General features: G+C 66.5%; 14 protein-coding genes, 3 pseudogenes and 1 other annotated feature. Of the genes and pseudogenes, 9 read left to right on the top strand and 8 right to left on the bottom strand.

The features are described 5' to 3' along the window. Positions 1-8: 8 nt before the first annotated feature. The 7 genes and pseudogenes from E4V01_RS14060 to E4V01_RS14025 all read left to right on the top strand — a co-directional run bounded on the left by E4V01_RS14060 (position 9) and on the right by E4V01_RS14025 (position 6572). Positions 9-608 (top strand): L,D-transpeptidase, encoded by a 600-nt coding sequence (locus tag E4V01_RS14060; RefSeq protein ID WP_135298763.1) that lies wholly within the window; start codon positions 9-11, stop codon positions 606-608. A 328-nt stretch (positions 609-936) separates the two neighbouring features. Continuing rightward, positions 937-1812, top strand: a pseudogene (locus tag E4V01_RS14050) (IS3 family transposase); the annotation flags it as partial. Continuing rightward, positions 1218-1356 (top strand) — a sequence feature (AL1L pseudoknot). It overlaps the preceding pseudogene by 139 nt. A gap of 118 nt (positions 1813-1930) precedes the next feature. Continuing rightward, positions 1931-2332: a transposase gene (locus E4V01_RS14045; protein WP_135298762.1), complete on the top strand. Its 402-nt coding sequence runs from the start codon at positions 1931-1933 to the stop codon at positions 2330-2332. A gap of 26 nt (positions 2333-2358) precedes the next feature. Beyond that, complete coding sequence (tnpB, locus tag E4V01_RS14040) at positions 2359-2685, top strand: IS66 family insertion sequence element accessory protein TnpB (protein ID WP_371688523.1); 327 nt, start codon at positions 2359-2361, stop codon at positions 2683-2685. A 106-nt stretch (positions 2686-2791) separates the two neighbouring features. Next, a pseudogene (locus tag E4V01_RS14035) lies at positions 2792-4281 on the top strand (IS66 family transposase). A 48-nt stretch (positions 4282-4329) separates the two neighbouring features. Further along, positions 4330-5040 (top strand): hypothetical protein, encoded by a 711-nt coding sequence (locus E4V01_RS14030; protein WP_135298760.1) that lies wholly within the window; start codon positions 4330-4332, stop codon positions 5038-5040. A gap of 896 nt (positions 5041-5936) precedes the next feature. After that, positions 5937-6572, top strand: a complete 636-nt coding sequence (locus tag E4V01_RS14025; protein ID WP_135298759.1) for a recombinase family protein — start codon at positions 5937-5939, stop codon at positions 6570-6572. Positions 6573-6795: 223 nt separating this feature from the next. On the opposite strand, the gene E4V01_RS14020 is transcribed toward E4V01_RS14025, so the two are convergent. The 3 genes and pseudogenes from E4V01_RS14020 to E4V01_RS14010 form a co-directional block, all read right to left on the bottom strand. Beyond that, positions 6796-7221 carry a hypothetical protein gene (locus E4V01_RS14020; RefSeq protein ID WP_135298758.1) on the bottom strand — a complete coding sequence of 142 codons (426 nt, stop codon included), beginning with the start codon at positions 7219-7221 and terminating at the stop codon, positions 6796-6798. 271 nt (positions 7222-7492) lie between these two features. Continuing rightward, positions 7493-8640, bottom strand: a pseudogene (locus E4V01_RS14015) (IS3 family transposase). Positions 8641-8849: 209 nt separating this feature from the next. Beyond that, a complete protein-coding gene (locus E4V01_RS14010; protein ID WP_245517563.1) occupies positions 8850-11516 on the bottom strand; it encodes an EAL domain-containing protein in 2667 nt (888 codons plus the stop codon). A 541-nt stretch (positions 11517-12057) separates the two neighbouring features. Here E4V01_RS14010 and E4V01_RS14005 point away from each other — a divergent pair. Further along, positions 12058-12240: a DUF3606 domain-containing protein gene (locus tag E4V01_RS14005; protein WP_003600567.1), complete on the top strand. Its 183-nt coding sequence runs from the start codon at positions 12058-12060 to the stop codon at positions 12238-12240. Between the two features lie 356 nt (positions 12241-12596). Next, positions 12597-12812 carry a hypothetical protein gene (locus E4V01_RS14000; protein ID WP_060771026.1) on the top strand — a complete coding sequence of 72 codons (216 nt, stop codon included), beginning with the start codon at positions 12597-12599 and terminating at the stop codon, positions 12810-12812. Positions 12813-13710: 898 nt separating this feature from the next. On the opposite strand, the gene E4V01_RS13990 is transcribed toward E4V01_RS14000, so the two are convergent. The 5 genes from E4V01_RS13990 to E4V01_RS13970 all read right to left on the bottom strand — a co-directional run bounded on the left by E4V01_RS13990 (position 13711) and on the right by E4V01_RS13970 (position 20867). After that, positions 13711-13932: a hypothetical protein gene (locus E4V01_RS13990; RefSeq protein ID WP_060771027.1), complete on the bottom strand. Its 222-nt coding sequence runs from the start codon at positions 13930-13932 to the stop codon at positions 13711-13713. A gap of 294 nt (positions 13933-14226) precedes the next feature. Continuing rightward, the gene (locus E4V01_RS13985) at positions 14227-14442 is read right to left on the bottom strand and encodes a hypothetical protein (RefSeq protein ID WP_060771028.1); all 216 of its coding nucleotides are present in this window, start codon (positions 14440-14442) and stop codon (positions 14227-14229) included. A gap of 96 nt (positions 14443-14538) precedes the next feature. Continuing rightward, complete coding sequence (gene atzF, locus E4V01_RS13980) at positions 14539-16356, bottom strand: allophanate hydrolase (protein WP_135298757.1); 1818 nt, start codon at positions 16354-16356, stop codon at positions 14539-14541. A gap of 312 nt (positions 16357-16668) precedes the next feature. After that, positions 16669-20199: an urea carboxylase gene (gene uca, locus E4V01_RS13975; RefSeq protein ID WP_135298756.1), complete on the bottom strand. Its 3531-nt coding sequence runs from the start codon at positions 20197-20199 to the stop codon at positions 16669-16671. A gap of 2 nt (positions 20200-20201) precedes the next feature. Beyond that, the gene (locus tag E4V01_RS13970) at positions 20202-20867 is read right to left on the bottom strand and encodes an urea amidolyase associated protein UAAP2 (protein ID WP_193763203.1); all 666 of its coding nucleotides are present in this window, start codon (positions 20865-20867) and stop codon (positions 20202-20204) included. Between the last annotated feature and the right edge of the window lie 13 nt (positions 20868-20880).

Genomic DNA, 20880 nt, shown 5'->3' with positions numbered 1-20880 from the left:
TATCCGTCTTGCCGACCCGATCCTGGCCGAACCGTTCCGCGCTGCCGCGCCTCGCCGCAACGCTTGCCCTCGGTGGCGCCCTCGCGGCGGCCGCCCTCGTACCGGCCCGCGCCAACCCGCTCGACAGCGGGCCGCTGGCCGACTTCATCAACGTGTTCAAGACGCAGGCCATCCCGCGTGACACGGTGGCCTATGCCGGCAAGGAGAAGCCCGGCACGATCGTGATCTCCACGAGCCAGCGCCGGCTCTACTACGTGCTCGGCGGCGGGGAGGCGATCCGCTACGGCGTCGGCGTCGGGCGCCAGGGCTTCTCGTGGTCGGGCACCAAGACGGTCACGGGCAAGAAGGAATGGCCGGCGTGGCGCCCGCCGGCCCAGATGCTCGCCCGCCGCCCGGACCTGCCGCGCTACATGGCCGGCGGCCAGGACAACCCGCTCGGCGCTCGGGCGATGTATCTCGGCTCCTCGCTCTACCGCATCCACGGCTCGAACGAGCCCGAGACGATGGGCGCGGCGGTGTCATCAGGCTGCATCCGCATGACCAACAAGGACGTGGTCGATCTCTACGACCGGGTGAAGGTCGGCACGAAAGTGATCGTGAAGAACTGAGTGTGAGCACACGGGAAGTTTGTCGGCAGGAGAGGGAAGTCTGTCGGTAATTCGCTCCACCGAGGCCGCGCAGGAACTCGTCAAACCGAGGGTTCAGCCTTTGGCGGCGGCAATGGGATCGGCCAGCTGAGGGGTTTCCTTGCCTGTAACTTCGTGTCCCAGTCGGGCTGGACGCACGGCAAGATCAGCTTCGCCAGCCTCGGCACGGCCGGTGTCCTTCCCACCGCAAATGGAAGCCCGGGCTGTAAGCCTTGCCTGGGCGAGCAGGATCTGAGCGGTGAACCACACCGGGTTTCCCGGAGGCTCCAACTCTTGAGAGGATGGAGCCATGACGAAGCGAAGCACACCCTTTTCGCCTGAAGTCCGCGAGCGCGCGGTGCGGATGGTGTTCGATCACCAGGGCGAGCACGGCTCGCAATACGGGGCGATCCAGTCGATCGCGTCCAAAATCGGCTGCTCGGGCGAGACGCTGCGGAACTGGGTACGCCAGGTCGAGCGGGACCAGGGCCGGCGGGCCGGGCCGACGACGGACGAGCGCTTACGGATCAAGGCCCTGGAGCGCGAGAACCGTGAACTCCGGCAGGCCAACGAGATCCTGAGGAAGGCCTCGGCGTATTTTGCGCTGGCGGAGCTCGACCGCCGGTCGCGGACATGATCGCCTTCATCGACGATCACCGTGAGACCTACGGGGTCGTCCTTCGAGAGCCTCAGGATGAGGCCGATCTGCCGCGTGCTGCCGATTGCCCCGTCGACCTATCATGCCCATGCTGCGCGGCGGGCCGATCCCAGCAAGCTGCCTGCCCGGGCCTGCTCGGACGCGGCGCTGATGGTCGAGATCCGTCGCGTGTTCGAGGAAAACTTCCACGTCTATGGCGTTCGGAAGGTCTGGCGTCAGCTCGGCCGGGAAGGGATCGTGGTGGCCCGTTGCACGCTCGCCCGGCTGATGCGGGCCATGGGGCTGCAGGGCATCGTGCGGGGCAGGAAGATCCGCACGACCATCCCCGATCCGGCGGCCCCCTGTCCGCTCGACCGGGTGAACCGCCAGTTCAAGGCGCCGCGCCCAAACGTCTTGTGGGTCCGCGACTTCACCTACGTCGCCACTTGGAGCGGCTTCGTCTACGTGGCGTTCGTGATCGACGCCTTCGCCCGCAGGATCGTGGGCTGGCGGGTCTCTCGGACGGCTCACGCCGCCTTCGTGCTGGATGGTAAGCGGTGTTCCGCCCCCATCTTCTGCGGGACGATCTGACTGGGCAATTTGACGATCTGCTTGAGAGGATCGTTTTGTGTCTGGACTTGACCTTAGACTTGAGCCGGAGAGGACCGTGCGGCGCTTTGAGGTGATCGACGGCGCGGCCGGCCGCAGGCGGTGGAGCGCCAACGACCGAGCGCGGATCCTGGAGGAGACGCTCGTACCGGGGGCAGTGGTGTCGGTGGTGGCGCGCCGCCACGGGCTGAGCCCGCAGCAGCTGTTTACGTGGAGGCGCGAGGCCCGCCAGGCAGCCGCCGCGCTGCCGGCCTTCGTGCCGGCGGTGACCGTACCCGAGCCCGTGGTGGTGGATCCTGCCCGGGCGGAGCCGCCACGCCGGCGCACCAGACGATCCTCACCGCGCCGCCGTGCGGCGGGGATCGAGGTGGAGGCGGGTGGTGTCACGGTGCGGATCGGCGACGGCGCTTCGCCCGCCACCATCGCGGCGGTGATCGGCGCGCTGAAGGGCGGCGCGTGATCGGGCCAGCGGGCGCGGTCCGTGTCATGGTGGCCACGAAGCCGGTGGACTTCCGCAAGGGCGCGGATGGCTTGGCGGCGCCGGTGCGCGAGAGCCTGGGCGCCGACCCGTTCAGCGGGACGGTCTACGTCTTCCGGGCGCGGCGCGCCGACCGGGTGAAGCTCGTCTACTTCGACGGCACTGGCGTATGCCTGCTGTCGAAGCGGCTGGAGGACGGGACGTTCTGCTGGCCGGCCGTCACCGACGGGGTGGTGCGGCTGACGGCGGCGCAACGGCAGGCCCTTCTGGAAGGGCTCGACTGGCGGCGCGTGCACGCGGCCCGGCCAACGCGCGTTCCGGTCGCCGTGGGCTGATCCGGGAGGCCGATCACGCTAGCAAAGCCTTGTGATCCATGCTCAAGTCGGCTCCGTGAGCGAACCGAGCGCGCGCCTGCCCGACGATCCCGCCGCCCTGAAGGCGATGGTGGCGGCGCGCGAGGCCGAGATCGATCGGCTTCACCAGATCATCAGGGAGTTGCAGCGTCACCGCTTCGGCCGGCGCGCCGAGAGCCTGCCCGTCGATCAACTGCTCCTGGGCCTGGAGGAAGCCGAGCAGATCGAGGCGGAGGACCTCGCCGAGACCGACGCCGCCGATGCATCGGCCCGCGCGGCCCGCACCCGCCGGCGTCGCGCCAACCGCGGCACCCTGCCGGCCCACCTGCCGCGCGTCGAGCGGGTGATCGACCTCGACGAGCGCACCTGCCCGTGTTGCCGCGGCGACCTCCACGTCATCGGCGAGGACGTCGCCGAGCGCCTCGACATCGTGCCGGCCCAGTTCCGCGTCCTCGTCACCCGGCGACCGAAATATGCCTGCCAGGCGTGCGAGGACGTGATCGTGCAGGCCCCCGCACCGCCCGCCTCGTCGAGGGCGGAATCCCGACCGAGGCGAGCGTGGCGCACGTGCTGGTGTCCAAGTACGCCGACCACCTGCCGCTTTACCGACAGGCGCAGATCGACGGCCGCCAGGGCGTGAACCTCGACCGTTCGACGCTGGCCGATTGGGTGGGCAAGGCGGCCTTCCTGCTGCGGCCGGTCCACGCGCGGCTGTTCGAGCGGCTGTTCGAGCGGCTGAAGGCGTCGGACCGGCTGTTTGCCGACGAGACCACGGCACCGGTGCTCGATCCGGGCCGCGAGCAGACCAAGACCGGGCAGCTGTTCGCCTACGCCCGCGACGACCGGCCCTGGGGCGGCCTCGACCCGCCCGGCGTGGCCTACCTCTGCGCGCCCGACCGCAACGCCGAACATCCGATCCGTCACCTCGCCGGCTTCAAGGGCATGCTGCAGGTCGACGGCTACGCGGGCTACAAGGTCCTGGCTGCGCGCAACGCCGTAAGCTTGGCCTTCTGCTGGGCGCACGTGCGCCGCCGGTTCTACGAACTGGCCAAGGCCGGCCCGGCGCCGATCGCGACCGAGGCGCTCGCCCGCATCGCCGAACTCTACCGGGTCGAGGGAGAGATCCGCGCCCGCCCGCCCGACGAGCGGCGGGCCGTGCGTCAGGACCGCAGCCGGCCGGTCGTGGTGGCGCTGGAGCCGTGGCTTACCGCCAAGCTCGGACGGATCAGCCAGAAGAGCAAGCTCGCCGAGGCGATCCGCTACGCGCTCGGTCGCTGGGCCGGCCTGTCCCACTTCCTCGACGACAGTCGCATCGACATCGACAACAACGTGGTCGAGCGGGCGATCCGGCCGCTGGCTTTGACGCGGAAGAACGCGCTGTTTGCCGGCTCGGACGGTGGGGCCACGCACTGGGCGATCGTCGCCTCGCTGGTCGAGACCTGCAAGCTGAACGGGGTCGAGCCGCAGGCCTACCTCGCCGACGTCATCACCCGCATCGTCGCCGGACACCCGCAGAGCAATATCGACGACCTGCTGCCCTGGGCCTACGCTCCGCAGCCCCTCAAAGCCGTGGCCTGAGAACGACGCTTACCATAGAGTGCGGTTTGGGGACGCTCAAGAGGTTGGATGAAGTGCGCCATCGTCGGAAACGCTCATGAGGAGCGTGGGCGAGACGATTCGCTAAATAATATTGCGATCCTCGATGGGAATAACTACAAAGGGATCGCACTTCGAAGTAATATTTTCTTCAGTCGGAAAAGCCTCGGAGCCGCAAGGTTCTGGGGATTTTTCGTGCGCGCAAATACTGAGATGACGAAATCAATTGGAAGTGCCTCGGATGGCTTTACGGTTCTGGTAGACCCCGCCCGCAACCACGCCGATGGCCGCGCCTGCACCCTGCGCGACCGGCATCGAGACGAAATCCCATCCGAGAGAGTGGATGAAAACCCAGAGCGCAAGCCCGACGATGCTTCCGGCCGCTGCACTCAAAGCGAGAAGCCAGTTCGGTCCCCGACGCCGCATTCTGAACCCACCCTCTCGATGCAACACGATCACTCCGACGCTTCTACATCCCGCGGTTGCGGATCGCACGATCCGATCGCCTATATGGTTATTCCCGCAAATGCTCCGGCCACTCTGAGCCGGGCAGCGTCCGACGTGATGGTGACGCTCGATGGGGCGGAAGATGCGGCGAACGTGCTCGCATGGTGTTCGGCCAACAATTGCCGGGCGCAGCCTGTTTTTGTCGGCCGCGTCTATCGTCGCGGAACTCGATGCTGGAAGATCGTCGCGGGAGACGATGATGCGGCGTTCGCTTTCAGGATTCGATGGGTCTGAGAAGCTGAGCCACTAATCCAAGTTGCTCAGCCTCCGAACCGACACTCGCAAATAATTATCGACTAATTCGGCGGAGTAACATCTATGAGATAAGACTTATCTCCATCTACCATGAACTTACGAAGCTCTTTGGCGTGATTGACGCCGAACACAGCAGCGTTTTTGAAATCCATTGCGCGGATGAGTATCACATCGACTTCGCGGCTCAGCCTAACCGACAAACGTCGAGCGATGGCAGCGCAATTCGTGCTTGATGTCTCAAATATGATGAATGACGTTGTATCATCCCATAGATGGTACTTGTTAGTGCATTCATCTTCTATAGCCTCTAGCAGCCCGTCCCTTCGGTTCGAATATGTCCTTCCATTTGCGGACCCAGAGTGAACGCGAAAGCCCAACCAATAGGCGGGCATTGTGGTTCCCATGCAACCTTGGGCGGCGTGGGCCGGAGTTTTCGCCGATCCCATTCGAGCAGCCTTGGTGCAGGATATTGCGTAAAATGTAACGGGCATGGCGCACGATAGATACAAGTTGCGCCCGCGCCCCTCCCTCGGTCTCAGCGAAGAATAAACCCAGCCTTAACTTCACCGGGTTTGCACGCTGTAACAATATAGCTGTCTACTAACATACATTTCCCGGCCGCGCTCGCCCCGCGCCCAATGCTGGCCGCGCCGCCGGCTCCGGCCCACTCAGATCAAGATTCGGCGGGATGATCGGGGGGTTGTGACCGGGTTTATTTTCGGCCTCTAGAAACGAATCCGCTCCCGATGCCTCGATAAGACAGCATCTCGCGGAGAACGTCAAGCGTAGTCTTCCGGATGTTTGTGGAAATCTTCGCTTGCACTGTTTTGCAGGCGCTGTACACACATTCATCCACCTCAAGCCGTGTACGACCCATGAGATTCGTGTCCTATCTGCGCGTCAGCACCCAGAAGCAGGGGCAGTTGGGTCTTGGCTTGGAAGCCCAGCGAGCGGCGGTGGCAGCGCACGTCCGACAGGGGGAAATCCTGGCGGAGTACGTCGAGGTGGTGAGCGGGCGGAAGGATCATCGGCCGGAACTCGCCCAAGCCATGGCGCACGCGAAGCGGTTAAAGGCGGTGCTGGTTATCGCTAAGCTCGATCGGCTCGCCCGCGACGTGCATTTCGTTTCAGGGCTGATGAAGTCGAAGGTGGAGTTCGTCGCCTGCGATCTCCCCGCGGCGAACAAGCTGACGATCCACATCATGGCGGCATTCGCGGAGCATGAAGCCGAGATGATCTCCGCCCGTACGAAGGCGGCACTCGCGGCGGCAAAGGCCCGTGGCGTCAAGCTTGGCACGCCGAACATAGCTCAGTTCGCCCAGGAAGCCCGCACAGCGGCGAACGCCTATTCCCGCCCCCCAGCCACCATCGAAGAACTCCGCTCCCAGGGCCTCCTGAGCGTGCGGGAGACGGCATCGGCCCTGAACGCACGCGGCATCACCACTCGGACAGGAGGGCAATGGCACCCCACCAGTGTTCAGCGACTCTTTACTCGAATTTCTCAGTCGTGATGGGTTGCAATAATTGGGTAATTGGATAAGATAATCTCATTTGATCGATGTGACGGGATATATACTATCAGGTATTCGAAGGTTTATGATAGGCAATACTGGCATTGGACGGCTGCGTCCCGGCAGGGGACAGGACCGAGGGGGGCACACCCCCCTTTTTCGTTTCGCAAGCGTTCGAGATAGTGCGGATACAATTTTGCATCATTTCTAATGACGGTCCTGCTCAGAATCGACTTACTTTGCTGTACGTCCAGACATAGAACCTACCGTATTCGTAAACGTGTACTTGCCCGAATATCGACGAATCGGAGCGGCTGCACAAATATTCTGACGCGGCGATGTCTTGCCTTCTGGTGTCAACTGCGAATATCTCGCCGTCCGCGACCAGATCAAGGCGACGTTGCGGGAACGCGAGAAACCGTAGGAGGCCGCTCGCGGTCCGAAACCCATAGGCGGTATCGCCAAGCTGTACCGTTGCCCCCGCCTGCGCCGGACACAAGACACGCCCATAGATCAAGATATTGAAGCTCTTGTGCGAGCAAACGGGATGCGGTTTGTCGGCACAACGCCATGGTCCGAAACTGATCCCATCCGCCTGCACAGGCAGCGAAACGCCCATCACCACCGCCGCCCAGATGAGCGCCCGCATTCTTTCCCGCCCTACCATTCCCGCCGCCATACCATCAGACCATCATACCGCCTGCATCGTACGATCCAGATCACTCCGGGTCGTCGGTCGTCGCAGTGATCTCCTCCACCGTCACCATCTCCACGATCTCCGCATCCACATCGATCACCGGGCGCTGGTCCGCAATCGCTTTGGTCTCGCGCTCCCGTAAGGCATCGAGCGCTGCGGCTTGCCCGCTCGCATCGTGGTCAACCTTGATATCTGGCCTGCTGCCGGTTTGGTGGACACCGTCCTAAGCTAATTGGGCTCGGTTTTCGAACTCGACAGGGCTGAGGTAGCCCAAGGTCGAGTGCCGCCGCGCCGGGTTGTAGAAGCGCTCGATGTCATCGAACACGTCGGCCCGAGCTTCATCCCGCGTGCGATAGGTCCGCCGGGCGGTGCGCTCGGTCTTCAGCGACGAGAAGAAGCTCTCCATCGCCGCGTTGTCCCAGACGTTGCCCGACCGGCTCATCGAGCAGGTCACGCCGTGCTCGGCCATCAGGCGCTGGAAGGCTTCACTCGTGTATTGCGATCCCTGATCCGAGTGATGCAACAGAGTATCCGGTTTGCCTCTGCGCCAGATTGCCATGACGAGCGCATCCGTGACGAGTTGCGCCGTCATGCTGGTTTGCATCGACCAGCCCACGACACGGCGCGAGAACAGATCGATGACGGCGGCGACGTAGAGCCAGCCCTCAGCGGTCCAGATCTACGTGAAGTCGGCGATCCACTTCCGGTTCGGAGCGTCGGCCGCGAACCGCCGCTCCAGGAGATTGGGCGAGGCAGCGGCCCGCTCACCTTCGTCCTTCGGCAGCCCCCGTCGACGCGGTCGCGCTCGCAAGGCGTTCTCGCGCATGATCCGCTCGATGCGGTGCAGTCCGCACGCGATGCCCTTGGCCAGCACGTCGCGCCAGACGCGCCTCGCGCCGTAGGTGCGGTCGCTGGCCACGAAGCTCGCGTGGGCCTTGCTCAGGATGGCTTCGTCGTCCCGTGTGCGTTGGCTGGGCTGCCGGGTGAGCCAAGCGTGGAAGCCGGAACGCGAGACACCCAGCGCCGCGCACATCCAGGCAACCGGCCAGACAGCGCGATGCTTTGCGATGAACGCGAACTTCATATCGCGTCCCTCGCAAAGTATGCGGCGGCCTTTTTTAGGATATCACGCTCCGCCTTCAGACGGGCGACCTCCTTGCGCAGGCGATCGAACTCGATCTGCTCGGGCTTCATCTGACCCTGACCGGGAAAGGCGTGCTGCGGATCGGCCACCGCCTGCTTCACCCACCGGTGCAGCATCGTCTCGTGAACATCGAGATCGCGCGCGGCCTGCGCGACACTGACACCGCGTTCCCGAACCAGTCGAACCGCCTCGATCTTGAACGCACGTCCGAACTTGCGACGCTGCATGGAGCACCTCCGGCTTCACCAGCACACCTAAACCGGGTGTCCGTGAAACCGGCAGCAGGCCAGGAGACTCGCGCTAATCACCACACATCGCAAGATGGACGGAGCACTAGGACAGGGCAATACGCGCCTGCAAGCCGCAGGCGCAGCTATGCAGCACAAACGCGAGCCAGACTGGAATATTCGGCTTCACACGGCCTGTTTTATGAATTTTACACTATATTTCTACCGATGAATTCGACAGCCTGCGCCGCCGATAGGGGTCGGCTGAAAAAATAGCCCTGCACATCCGTACAGCCTTCGCGGTGAACCTGCTCAAGCTGAGCGTTCGTCTCGACGCCTTCCGCTGTGACGGTCGCGCCAAGTTCCTTCGCGATCCCGACCACGGCTCTGACGATGGCCGCAGCACCCGGATCGCTGATCTCTCGGACGAAGGAGCGGTCGATCTTGATCTTGTCAAAGGGGAAGCGACGCAGGTAGCTCAATGAGGAGTAGCCGGTACCAAAATCGTCCAACGCGATGAGGACTCCGAAGCCTTTCAGCCGATGCAGGCAAGCGGTCACAGCGTCAGCGTCTTGAACAAGGATGCTCTCGGTGATCTCCAGCATAAGGCGATTTGGCGCGAGGCCTGAGGCAGCAAGAGCCGATAGGACGCTCTCCTCGAGCCCAGGCTGCTGGAACTGGATGGCAGAGACGTTGACGGCGATCCGCAGGTCATCAGGCCAGGACGCCGCTTCGCGACACGCCTGCTGCAAAGCCCATGAGCCGAGCGGAACGATCAACCCTGTTTCCTCGGCCACCGGGATGAACGCGTCCGGCGCGATCATCCCACGGGTTGGATGAGGCCAGCGCATCAGCGCCTCAAAGCCGACGGTCTTGTGGTCGATCAGACGCAGAATGGGCTGGTAGTGCAAGGCGAAGCCGCCGCACAGAACAGCCTCACGCATCTCCAACTCAAGCTGCATTCGGCTCTCAACCGCTGCATCCATGCCAGCTTCGTAGAAGCAGAAGGTGCCGTGCGTGAAATCCTTGGCTCGATAGAGTGCGAGGTCCGCGTTCTTGAACAGGACCTCCGGCGCGTCACCGCTCGAAGGAGCGAGTGCAATGCCGATGCTAACGCCGACGGTGACAAGGACACCGCCAAGATCAAGCGGCTGGCCTATGGCATCAATCACGCGCTGCGCCAGTTTGCTCGCCTGATGCGCATGGTCAAGGTGCGAGATAATTATGGCAAACTCGTCGCCCCCGAGCCGCACCACGACATCACTCTCTCGGACGGTTGTACGTAACCGTTGGGCGATCTGGCACAGCAGTTCGTCACCAGCGGGGTGGCCGAGCGTGTCGTTGACGGTCTTGAAGCGGTCGAGATCGAGACACAGCAGAGCTGCCTGACCTCGACCGCGGCGCACCTCGGCCAGCCTTTGCTCCAGATGCTCGTGGAATACGGTGCGATTGGGCAAGCCCGTGAGCGCATCGTGGCGGGCGATGTAGGCAATGCGCTGCTCAGATGCTTTGCGCTCTGTGATGTCGATGTAGGTGCCAACGATCCGCAGCGGTGCACCGTGCTCGTCCCGTGCCACGACCCGGCCGCGCGACAGCACCCAGGCGTAAGCGCCAGTTTTGGTGCGCACGCGGTGCTCGCACACATAGGACGCTGAGCGCTCCTCGAAGTGCTCTGTGAGAAGCGCCCGAGCGTGCCGGATGTCATCCGGGTGGGCCAGGCGCTCCCACGAGCGAATGTTCGGCTCGATCTCTCCTGGCTCGTATCCGAGCATCGTGTGCCAACGATCAGAGTACCAGACGTATCCTGTAGTGACGCTCCAGTCCCACAAGCCGTCACTGCCGCTGTCGAGTGCGAGCGCAAGCCGCGCCTCGCTCTGCTCTAGTGCATCCTGGGTTGTTCGACGCTCAGTTACGTCGATGTTGAGGCCGACGATCCGCAGCAGCTGACCGGTCGCCTCGTCACGGAGGATGCGGCAACAGCCCATCAACCAGCGGTACCGGTTGCCCCCTTCAGGGTGAAGGACCCGGTATTCGAGCTTGTAGGTCGTATGATGCAACGCGTCCCCGTAGATCGCCCTCATCTGAGCAAGGTCACCAGGATGAACTCTTGCAGCCAACTCCGCGACACTGACATCGACCCAAGCTGTCGCTCCTTCCCCGCAGGGAAACCCGTACATGCGAGCACTCTCGGGTGAGTTGCGCACCACGCCTTCATCAAGGCTCCACTCCCAAACACCGGCTCCGGCGGCCTCCTGCGCCATCAGCAAGAGATCGGCCGTCCGCTCCAGCTTGGTATGTGCGGTTCGATAACGCTCCTCACTCGCGGCGATCAGCGCCTGAGAGCGTGTGCGCTCCTCGAGCGCAGCCTCGGCTACAAGCCGTCCACGATGAAGCTCGATGTGGGCGACAACGATGCGAGCAAGGTCCTCAAGCTGGGTTCTCTGCGCCTCGGAGAAGGTGCGTGGCTTCGTGTCAATGATGCACAACGTGCCGAGGCGGATGCCTGAACGAACGACGAGCGGCGCCCCTGCGTAGAAGCGGATGCCGGGCTCGCCTGTCACCAGAGGATTGTGCGCAAAGCGCGGGTCCGCCGTTGCGTCTTCCACGACGAGTGCATCGTCACTGAGAATCGCATAGGCGCAGAAGGCGACATCGCGCGACGTGCCATCTGCGGTGACTCCGCACTTGGCCTTGAACCATTGCCGGTCACTGTCGATGAGTGCAATCGACGTCATGGGGACAGAGAACAGCGCAGCCGCCGTTCTGCACACGGCATCGAAGTGAGCCTCAGGCGCTGTGTCGAGGATGCGCAGATCGCGCAGCGCCGCGAGGCGCTCGGCCTCGTTCGGCAGAAGCGGCGGTACGTGTATTCCCATTGCTCAACGCCACACCCGTTTGGAGAGTAGGCGGACGGTAAGCGGCATTGATTGACGAATAGCTCACGGAAATGTGACCGCCATGAGGGATGGAGCCCTGCGCCCCGCAGAAGAAATCCAAATTGGGTGGTCGATGTGGGCCGATCAACGCTGGCGCATCCCTGCCAATTCGCTGTCCCGGCCGAGCGGATCCAAGCCAGGGGATTTTTAGAGCATCGTGCTGGAAATCAAATCCAGGACGATGCTCTAGCCTCGTGTTTTCGCATCATCTTTTTTTCGAATGCCGGAGGCCGCCTTTCGGGATGATGCTCTAAGGGTTCGAATTCCACGCCTTCCGCCGAAGGCGGGGTATTGCAACCGGTTTCACTGACCCTGTCGAAGGTTGGCAATCGAATGAGTGTTGATGTCTGCGGCACCGCGGTGCTACAGCTCAACGGCAACCGCGCGCCCTAAGTCATTGATTTCATTCGTTGCGAGTGGCGTGGACGATTGTCCCACCTCATCCAACCCGACGACCTCCGACGACCTCACGGGATCATTCATGGCTGGCCTCAAGGACAAGCGCGGTTTCATCGACAAGGACCGCCTCGACCTCAGCGAGCGCAAAGCGGTCGAGTTCTGGATGAAGCGCTGGGGCGTCACGCAAGACCAGCTCACCGCCGCGCATCGAAAAGTGGGCCGCATGACCAAGGACATCGCGGCTGAGCTGGGCAAGAAGCGCTGAAGCATCGTCCTGGAGACCTGATCCAGGGCAATGCTTGAGCTGGCTGCTGCAAAAGTCCGACGCGGTCGAACGATCATCTCCAGCTCGGTCGAACTTCGCGCCGAGCGTGAGGCGTGCTGACGGGATGAAGCGTCGGCTGCCGCACGGCCCGGCATCGACAATCGGCTTCCAGAGAATGGTTCACTCCGCCCCGAGACTTTTGCAGCAGCCTGCTAGGGGCAAGCGAGCATGATCCAGGCGGGGGCGCTCCTTGGCTCCTACCGTTTGAGGAAAATGCTCTCGGGTGGGAACCTTGGCCTAGGATAATCACCTATCCACCCTGCCTGGGACGGCCCTAAGCTCCCAAGGAGATGGTGATGAAGAAGACGACGCTCGCGCTGGCAATCCTGCTCGGAGGCTTTACGGCCGGCACCGCATCGGCAGCGCCGATAGCACCCGCCGGCATCCAAGCCGATAGCAGCATCACGCAGGCTCGCATGTCCCACCACGAGCGGCGCATGATGCACCGGCACATGATGCGCAAGCGGATGATGCATCGGCACCATCACCGGTCGATGCGTCACCGGATGTAAAGCGGCAGATTTGATCGAGGGGAGGGCGTTCACAAGGCCCTCCCGCTCGGCAAGCCGCACGCGACAGTGAAGCGCTCCAGTCCGAACCATCGGGCCAGATCAAACCGTTGATATCGATGATCTTTGATGAGCGGCTCGGAATGACCCGCCCGTTCCGCATGATCGGTGCCTGCCCGATCGGAACGTTGAGACCATCCGGTCCCTCGCCGAGGCACCGCCTCATGAAGGCTTGATGTTCCTCGGGCTCGACAAACACTTCGTGGCACGGCATGTGCGGGCGCAAGGTGTTTCGAACAGAGACCCAAGCTCTCAGCATCAGGATCGGTATGTTGCGCAACCGTGGCCGGCGACCGTTCACCGTCGAAGCCAAGTCGAACGGCCAAACCCGCTTCGTCTCCATCCCCTCGAAGCTGCCACGGGAGGCGCAAAAGCGGGCGGGACACGCAGAAGCCGCGGCCCTGTGGCCCTCGCTCGAGGCCGCCGCACCCAGCGTCCGGACTTCGGCTGACGAGGCGCCCCCCGAGCATCGCCGCATCTTGCCGAGCCTCCTCGTCGCGGAGGTGCAAGAGCCTGAGTCGGAGCCCGCGATCGAGCCCGAGGTGCTTCCTCGCGTTCGCCGGGTCGCGCCGCCCAGCACCACGCCAGAGGGCGCCCCGCGTCGCCGGGGCAGGCCGCGGAAGGTGCCCATCCCGAATGCCATCGAGGTCGTCGAACAGCCCGTCCCGGAGCCGCCTCAGCCCGTGACGGAGACAACCCCTCTCGTCAGCCGGCGCCGCTCGGACAGGGCAGGGAGCGAGACGCTGCGCCTGGGTGAGCGCTGGAAGCGGCGCTTGCCCCGGGTGTGCTGGTAGAACCGGCAGCGGCCAGCGCCGCGACCGCGCTCCCACCTGACGATCGATCAGCCCGACACGAACGGCTTCACCAGCACGCGTCGGCCGTTGAGGTCATGCACGCTGACGTGCCACTGCGACCAATCCTCCTGGTCATCGAGGCTGCTCATCACCGCCTGGGCCACCGCGTCGGCACGCCGGACGAGGCGTGCGGGGACCCGGATGTCCTTGCCTTGAGCGTCGAACACGCATGCGTAGCCGTTCGTCGCGTGAAAGCGGTAGCGTGCCATCTGCGCCAAACCCTCCTGACCGACTCCGACAAGCCGGCCGTTCGCTTTTCGTTCCCATATGGGGACAAAGGGTGGAAAAGAGCAATGCGACCCACGGCCCCTCAAGGACTTAGTGCCTCATAAAACTCCCGGCCTCTGACCGTTCTCGCTCTGGGGATGACAGCGCGGCGGGAGTTTTGTGAGAGACACTTACACCCAATTTTGAACGCGCCGCCGCTTGGGGATGAGACGGCTCCTGGGCATCGGTTCTGCGGGGCAGGCAGCGGTACGCCTCCGCCCGCCCCGCGGGCCGGCTCAGCCGGCGCCGTAGCCGCCCTTCGCATTGTCCGTCGAACGATCGGGCGAGTGCTGATCGTAGCCGCCGGACTGAGGGCCGGGTTTTTCGCCCTCGGCCGAGGCCGGGCCCGTGGGTCCGAGATCCGGCTCCGCTTCGGGCTTGCTGCGCTCACCGGGCGGGCGACCGGGCGGCTGTGTCCCGATCGCCTCCCGCTCCGTCTTCGCGTCTGCCATCGTGAACCTCCTTGGCTTCCGTCAAGGAAAGGGCTCATCCCCCCGAGAGGTTTCTCCAAGGGGCTCCGGCCCGATGCGATCGGGCCGGGCACGGCTCTACGTCGCGGCCCCGGAGGCGAGATAGGCGCGCCAGCCGCCATGCCCGCTGATGTCGCGCGCGCCCGCGAGCCCGGCCGCTTCCGCCAAAAATCCCTTCGGCACCGTGGCGTCGGCCAGCGACAGCGTGCCGATCGCGAGCGGCGAGGGAATCCCCGCCACGAAACGGCCGAAGGCGTCCGGCGCCAGCGCCCAGACCTCGGTCGCGATCGCATGGCCCGTACCGGGCGCGACGCGGATCAGGCCGGGCCGGGCCGGCGGTCCGCCGGGCAGCGCGTGCAGGCGGTAATCCGGTGTCGTGGGGACGGCGCGCAGGAAGCGGGCGCCGCGGGCGGTCAGCTCGCCGTTGAGCAGCAGGCCGGACAGATGCGCGCCGACCACCGCGATCTCGATCTCATCCCCTTGCGCGCGATCCCCGCGCGATGCGGCCTCCGCCGGAATCGGCACGCCGCTCGCCCCGAGGGTGCCGCCGGCCGCCGCGTGGAGGCGGGCGCCGAGTTCGGCAATGAGGCCGTCGGCCCCGCGCGGGGCGATCAGCGTGACGCCGGAGGGGAAGCCGTCGGTGCGGAAGCGGCCCGGCACCGCGAGGGCGCAGAGATCGAGCAGGTTGACGAAGTTGGTGTAGGTGCCGAGTTCGCTGTTGGGCCCGACCGGGTCGGCTTCGAGCTCGGCGACGCGGCGCGGACGCGGGTAGGTCGGCACCACGAGCACGTCGATCCCGCGCCAGACGGCCTCCGTCGCCCGGCGCAGTTCGGCCAGGCGGTAGAGGCCGGCGAAGGCATCCGCCGCCGAGTGACGGGTGGCCGCACCGATGATCGCCCGCGTGATCGGGTGCAGGGCCTCGGGGCGCTCCTCGATGAAGCCGCGGATCGCCTGATAGCGCTCGGCGACCCAGGGGCCGGCATAGAGGAGCCCCGCCACTGCGAAGAAGGGCGCGAGATCGACCGCCGACACCGCGCCGCCGATCACCGTCCGGAGATCGGCCAGCGACGCATCGAAGGCCGCCTCCGAGGCCGCGTCGCCGCCGAAGATGCGGCCCCCGGCATCCGGCACGCCGACGCGCAGGCCGGGAGGCAGGGCACCGGGGCGGGGCGGGACGGGCAGGGCGCGCGAATACGGATCCTGCGGATCGTATCCGGCGATGATCCGGTAGACCGCATCGGCCTCCGTCACGGTGCCGGCGAAGACGGAGAGGGTGTCGAGCGTGCGGCAGGCCGGGACCACGCCGCGGCCCGAGACGCTGCCGAGGGAGGGCTTGAGCCCCACCACGTTGTTGAGGGCGGCGGGCACCCGGCCCGAGCCCGCCGTGTCGGTGCCGAGGGCGAAGCCGACGAGGCCGCGCGCCACCGCCACCGCCGAGCCGGACGAGGAGCCGCCCGGCACGACCGCCGGATCGATGGCGTTCTTCGGCACCGGATAGGGCGTGCGCACGCCGACCAAGCCGGTGGCGAACTGGTCGAGATTGGTCTTGCCGACGAGGACCGCACCGGCCGCGAGCAGGCGTTCCACCGCCGGGGCTGTCTCTTGCGGCGTGTAGGCGAAGTCCGGACAGGCGGCGGTGGTGGGCAGGCCCGCCACGTCGATGTTGTCCTTCACGGCGAAGGGCACGCCCCAGAGCGGTTTGTTCACGGGGTCGAAGGGGCCCAGCGCGCGGGCGGCGGCTTGCATGTCCGCCTCCGGCACCCGCGCGAGGAAGATGCCCGGATCGTCGGCAGCAGCGATCCGGCGGTCGATCTCCGCCACCACCGCCTCGGGCGAGAGCCCGTCGGCATAGGCGGCGTGGAGTGCGCTGAGGCTCGGGAAGGCGGGAACCGGCATCGATCTCTCACGTCCGTGGAAGGGCGTCGTGCGGGCGGCACGCGGCCCGAAATTCAAACACAAATGCCTCCGGCGACCCGAGCCTGATGGCCCGGCTGCCGGATTGCCTATCGCGGTGTCTCCCGGTCACGGTCGCCCTGCGGCAGCCGCCCGGCAGCCTTGGCCTGGAGGCCGAGCACGACCAGACCGAGGATCGCGGCGAGGGCGCGGTGGATCTGCTGCATCATCGGCCGTCTCCGTGCCTGTGCGGGGAGCGTGCCGGGCGGCCTCCGCCATCCGGCCGGTCGCGCCTTGCAAGATCCGTCCCGGCCTTCAGATCTCGAGGATGGCGACGAGGTCGCCGCCGCGCAGGGTGCGGCCGGGCCCGGCCCGGATCTCGCGGACCCGGCCGCCGACAGGGGCGGTGACCGCCACCTCCATCTTCATCGATTCGAGGATCGCCACCGTCTGCCCCGCGGCCACGATCTCGCCCTCGCCGACCAAGACCTTCCAGACATTGCCCGGCACCGTGGTCGGCACGCCCTCGCAGCCGGGCGGGATCGCGGCGGCCTCCGCGGCGACCGCCTCGTCGGCGACGAAGCTGTCGAGCCCTTCCGCCTTCCAGCGCTCGCGCTCGGCGGCGAAGGCCGCCCTCTGGCGCGCGCCCGCCTGCGCGATCTCGGCGGCGTTGCCCGCCAGCATCGCCCGGTGCTCGGCGTAGGAGAAGCGGCCCTCCTCGATCCGGATCGGATAGGCCCCGTGCGGAAAGGCGGCGCGGGCCTCGGTGAGTTCGTCGTGGGAGACGGGATGGAAGCGGATCCGGTCGAAGGGCCGCAGCAGCCAGGGATGGCCCGGCACGAATTCGCGGGTGGTCCGCCACGTGTTCCAGATCTGGATCGTGCGCCCGAACAGCTGGTACCCGCCCGGCCCCTCCATGCCGTAGATGCACATGTAGGCGCCGCCGATGCCGACCGCGTTCTCCGGCGTCCAGGTGCGGGCCGGGTTGTACTTCGTCGTGACGAGGCGGTGGCGCGGATCGACCGGGGTCGCCACCGGCGCGCCGAGATAGACGTCGCCCAGCCCCATCACGAGGTAGCTCGCGTCGAAGATGATGCGGCGCACCGCCGCCTCGTCGGGCAGGCCGTTGATGCGGCGGATGAACTCGATGTTCGAGGGGCACCAGGGCGCGTTGGGGCGCACCAGCTCCTGATACTTGCGCATGGCGAGCGCCGCCTGCGGGTCGTTCCACGAAAGCGGCAGGTGGACGATCCGGCTCGGGACGCTGACATCCTCGGCGGCCGGCAGGTCGGCTTCGATCTCGCGCAACAGCCCGAGGAGGCGGGGGCGCGGCAGCGCCGTGCCGTCGTAATGGATCTGCAGCGAGCGGATGCCCGGCGTGAGGTCGGCGAGGCCGGGGAGCCGGGCGGCGCGCACCGCCTCGGCCAGGAGATGGACCCGCAGCCGCAACCCGATATCGAGGGCCATCGGGCCGTACTCGACGAGGAGATTGTCGTCGCCCTGGCGGCGGTAGGCGACGGGGACCGGGCCGGTCTCGTCGCGGGCGAGGACGGGCGAGCCGGGAACGGAGCCCGCGCCCCGGATCACGGCGGGTGCCGCCATCTCGTCCTCCGGCCGGGCCAGGGGCCGGAAGCGCACGGTGTCGCCGGGCCGGAGCTGGCCCATCTTCCAGAGTTCGTCGCGGGCGATGACGCCGGGGCAGACGAAACCGCCCAGACTCGGGCCGTCGGGGCCGAGCAGGATCGGCATGTCGCCGGTGAAGTCGATGGCGCCGACGGCGTAGGCGTTGTCGTGCAGGTTCGAGGGATGCAGGCCCGCCTCGCCGCCGTCGCTGCGGGCCCAGCGCGGCGTCGGGCCGATCAGGCGCACACCGGTGCGGGCCGAGTTGAAGTGGACCTCGTAGGACGCCGCGAACAGGTCGGCGATGTCGGCCTCCTGGAAGAAGTCCGGCGCCCCGTGCGGGCCGTAGACGACGCCGATCTCCCAGTCCTGCGCCAGCGGCGCGGGCTCCGGCGCGGAGGCCGCGACCTCCGGCGCGTCGCCGAGATGGAGCACATCGCCGGCCTTCAGCACGCCGGTGGCGTGACCGCCGAAGGCACCGAGCGCGAAGGTCGCGCGCGAGCCGAGCACCACGGGCGCCGCGAGGCCGCCGCGCAGCGCCAGATAGGCGCGCTGGCCCGGCCCCTCGATCGCGCCGACGGCAAGCGTCTGCCCCGCCGTTATCGAAAAGGCCTCGCCGTGCGGACGCGACTCACCATTGAGGGTGAGCCGCATCGCGGCGCCCGCGAGCGCCACCCGGGCATCCGTATGGAAGCGCAGGGTCGGGCCCGAGACGGTGAGTTCGAGGGCGCAGGTGTCTTGCCCGTTACCGACGAGGGCGTTGGCGTGGGCGAAGGAGCGGGCGTCCATCGGCCCGCTCGGCGGCACGCCGACCTCCCACAGACCGAGCCGGCCGGGCAACTCCTGCAGGCTCGATTGGGGCCCCGGCAGCAGCACCTCAATGCTTTTGGGAGCATAGGCGAGGTCGCGCAGGGCCGTGGTCGCGACCCGCCCGCTCGCGAAGAGGTCGGAGGCCGCGATGGTGCGCAGGTAATCGAGGTTGGTCTCGATGCCGGAGATGGCGGTGTCGGCCAGCGCCTGCCGGAGCGCCGCCAGAGCCGCCGGCCGGTCGGGCCCGGTGACGATGATCTTGGCCAGCATCGGGTCGTAGAACGGGGTCACCTCGGTGCCAGTGGCGATCCAGCCGTCGATGCGAGCGGTGTCGGGGAAGCGCACCTCGGTCAGCAGGCCGGCGCTCGGCGAGAAGTTCGCGTGCGGGATCTCGGCGTAGAGACGGGCCTCGATCGCGGCGCCTTTCGCCACGAGCAGGCCGGCGGTGGCGATCGGGTCCTCGCCCGCGGCCTGGCGCACCATCCATTCCACGAGGTCGATGCCGAACACCGCCTCCGTCACCGGATGTTCCACTTGGAGCCGCGTGTTCACTTCGAGGAACGAGAAGTCCTCCCGATCCGGATCGTAGATGAACTCGACGGTGCCGGCCGAGGCGTAGGCGACGCTCTCCCCCAACGCCACCGCCGCGGCGTGGAGCCGGGCGCGCACGGCGTCGGAAAGGCCGGGGGCCGGGGTCTCCTCGATCACCTTCTGGTTCCGGCGCTGGAGCGAGCAGTCGCGTTCGCCGAGCGCCACGACGCGGCCGCGCCCGTCGCCGAAGATCTGCACCTCGACATGGCGGGCCTGCGCCACGAAGCGCTCGAGATAGACGCGGGCATCGCCGAAGCTGGCCCGGGCCGTGCGCTCCACCGCGGCGAAGCGCTCGGCCAACTCTTGCGCCGAATGGCAGAGCTGCATCCCGATGCCGCCGCCGCCCGCCGTGCTCTTGAGCATCACGGGATAGCCGATCGTCTCGGCCGCACTCAGCGCCGTCTCGACATCGGGCAGCAGGTCGGTGCCGGGCAGGAGCGGGACGCCGGTGGCTTTGGCGAGATCGCGGGCCGTGTGCTTGAGGCCGAAGGCGCGCAGGTGCTCCGGGCGCGGGCCGATGAAGCGGATGCCCTCGGCCGCCAGCCGCTCGGCGAAGCCGACGTTCTCCGACAGGAAGCCGTAGCCGGGATGGACGGCCTCGGCGCCCGTGGCCCGGCAGGCGGCGATGACGGCCTCGACGTCGAGATAGCTCTGCGCGGCCGGCGCGGGGCCGAGGCGCACGGCCTCGTCGGCGGCGAGCACACCCGGGGTGAAGCGGTCGGCGTCCGAGTAGACGGCGACCGAGGCGATGCCCATGCGCCGCAATGTGCGCACGACGCGGGCGGCGATCTCGCCGCGATTGGCGACCAGAACCTTGGCGAACATCGTCAGCCCTCGCCGCGGACGGTCACGCGGATCGGCGTGGGGTTGAAGCCGTTGCAGGGGTTGTTGATCTGCGGGCAGTTCGAGATCACGCAGATCACGTCCATCTCGGCCCGGAGCTCGACATAGTCGCCGGGCGAGGAGACGCCGTCGACGATGGCGAGCCCCCCGTCCTGCTCGATCGGCACGTTCATGAAGAAGTTGATGTTCGGCACGATGTCGCGCTTCGACAGGCCGTACTTCGCCACCTCCAGCGCGAAGTTCTCGCGGCAGGCGTGGAGATACTTGGTGGCGTGGCCGAAGCGGACGGTGTTGCTCTCGCAGGAGCAGGCCCCGGCCGAGGTGTCGTGGCGCCCGCAGGAATCGGCGGTGACGGTGAGCATCACCCGGCCCTCGTTCGACATCACCCGCGTGCCGGTGGTGACGTAGGCCGCGCCCTGCGCCCGCACCGTATCCTGGGAGGAGTAGCGCTCGCCCAGGTCGTCGGCGCGGTAGAACAGGGTATCGACGGCTTGGCAGCCCTCGATGTCCTCGATGCGGAGGGTCTGGCCGGCCCGCACCAGGGTCGAGAACGGCGCCTGTGCGGGCACGACTTGATCCAGAACGGCTTGATCCAGAGCGACTTGATCCAGAACGACTTGGTCGAAGAGCGTGGTCACGGTGTCGGTCATGGGTGTCGCTCCC

It is taken from the genome of Methylorubrum sp. Q1 (genome assembly GCF_004683995.1).
In the GTDB taxonomy this organism is placed as follows: domain Bacteria; phylum Pseudomonadota; class Alphaproteobacteria; order Rhizobiales; family Beijerinckiaceae; genus Methylobacterium.
This window is presented reverse-complemented; position numbering and strand designations above follow the sequence as displayed.

Coding starts and splice junctions, on each gene's coding strand:
- E4V01_RS13970 (WP_193763203.1), bottom strand. CDS start 20,867: ATGACCGACACCGTGACCACGCTCTTCGACCAAGTCGTTCTGGATCAA.
- tnpB (WP_371688523.1), top strand. CDS start 2,359: ATGGTGGCCACGAAGCCGGTGGACTTCCGCAAGGGCGCGGATGGCTTG.
- E4V01_RS14030 (WP_135298760.1), top strand. CDS start 4,330: ATGAAGTGCGCCATCGTCGGAAACGCTCATGAGGAGCGTGGGCGAGAC.
- E4V01_RS13985 (WP_060771028.1), bottom strand. CDS start 14,442: ATGGCAGACGCGAAGACGGAGCGGGAGGCGATCGGGACACAGCCGCCC.
- E4V01_RS13990 (WP_060771027.1), bottom strand. CDS start 13,932: ATGGCACGCTACCGCTTTCACGCGACGAACGGCTACGCATGCGTGTTC.
- E4V01_RS14025 (WP_135298759.1), top strand. CDS start 5,937: ATGAGATTCGTGTCCTATCTGCGCGTCAGCACCCAGAAGCAGGGGCAG.
- E4V01_RS14005 (WP_003600567.1), top strand. CDS start 12,058: ATGGCTGGCCTCAAGGACAAGCGCGGTTTCATCGACAAGGACCGCCTC.
- atzF (WP_135298757.1), bottom strand. CDS start 16,356: ATGCCGGTTCCCGCCTTCCCGAGCCTCAGCGCACTCCACGCCGCCTAT.
- E4V01_RS14010 (WP_245517563.1), bottom strand. CDS start 11,516: ATGGGAATACACGTACCGCCGCTTCTGCCGAACGAGGCCGAGCGCCTC.
- E4V01_RS14020 (WP_135298758.1), bottom strand. CDS start 7,221: ATGCGGGCGCTCATCTGGGCGGCGGTGGTGATGGGCGTTTCGCTGCCT.
- uca (WP_135298756.1), bottom strand. CDS start 20,199: ATGTTCGCCAAGGTTCTGGTCGCCAATCGCGGCGAGATCGCCGCCCGC.
- E4V01_RS14000 (WP_060771026.1), top strand. CDS start 12,597: ATGAAGAAGACGACGCTCGCGCTGGCAATCCTGCTCGGAGGCTTTACG.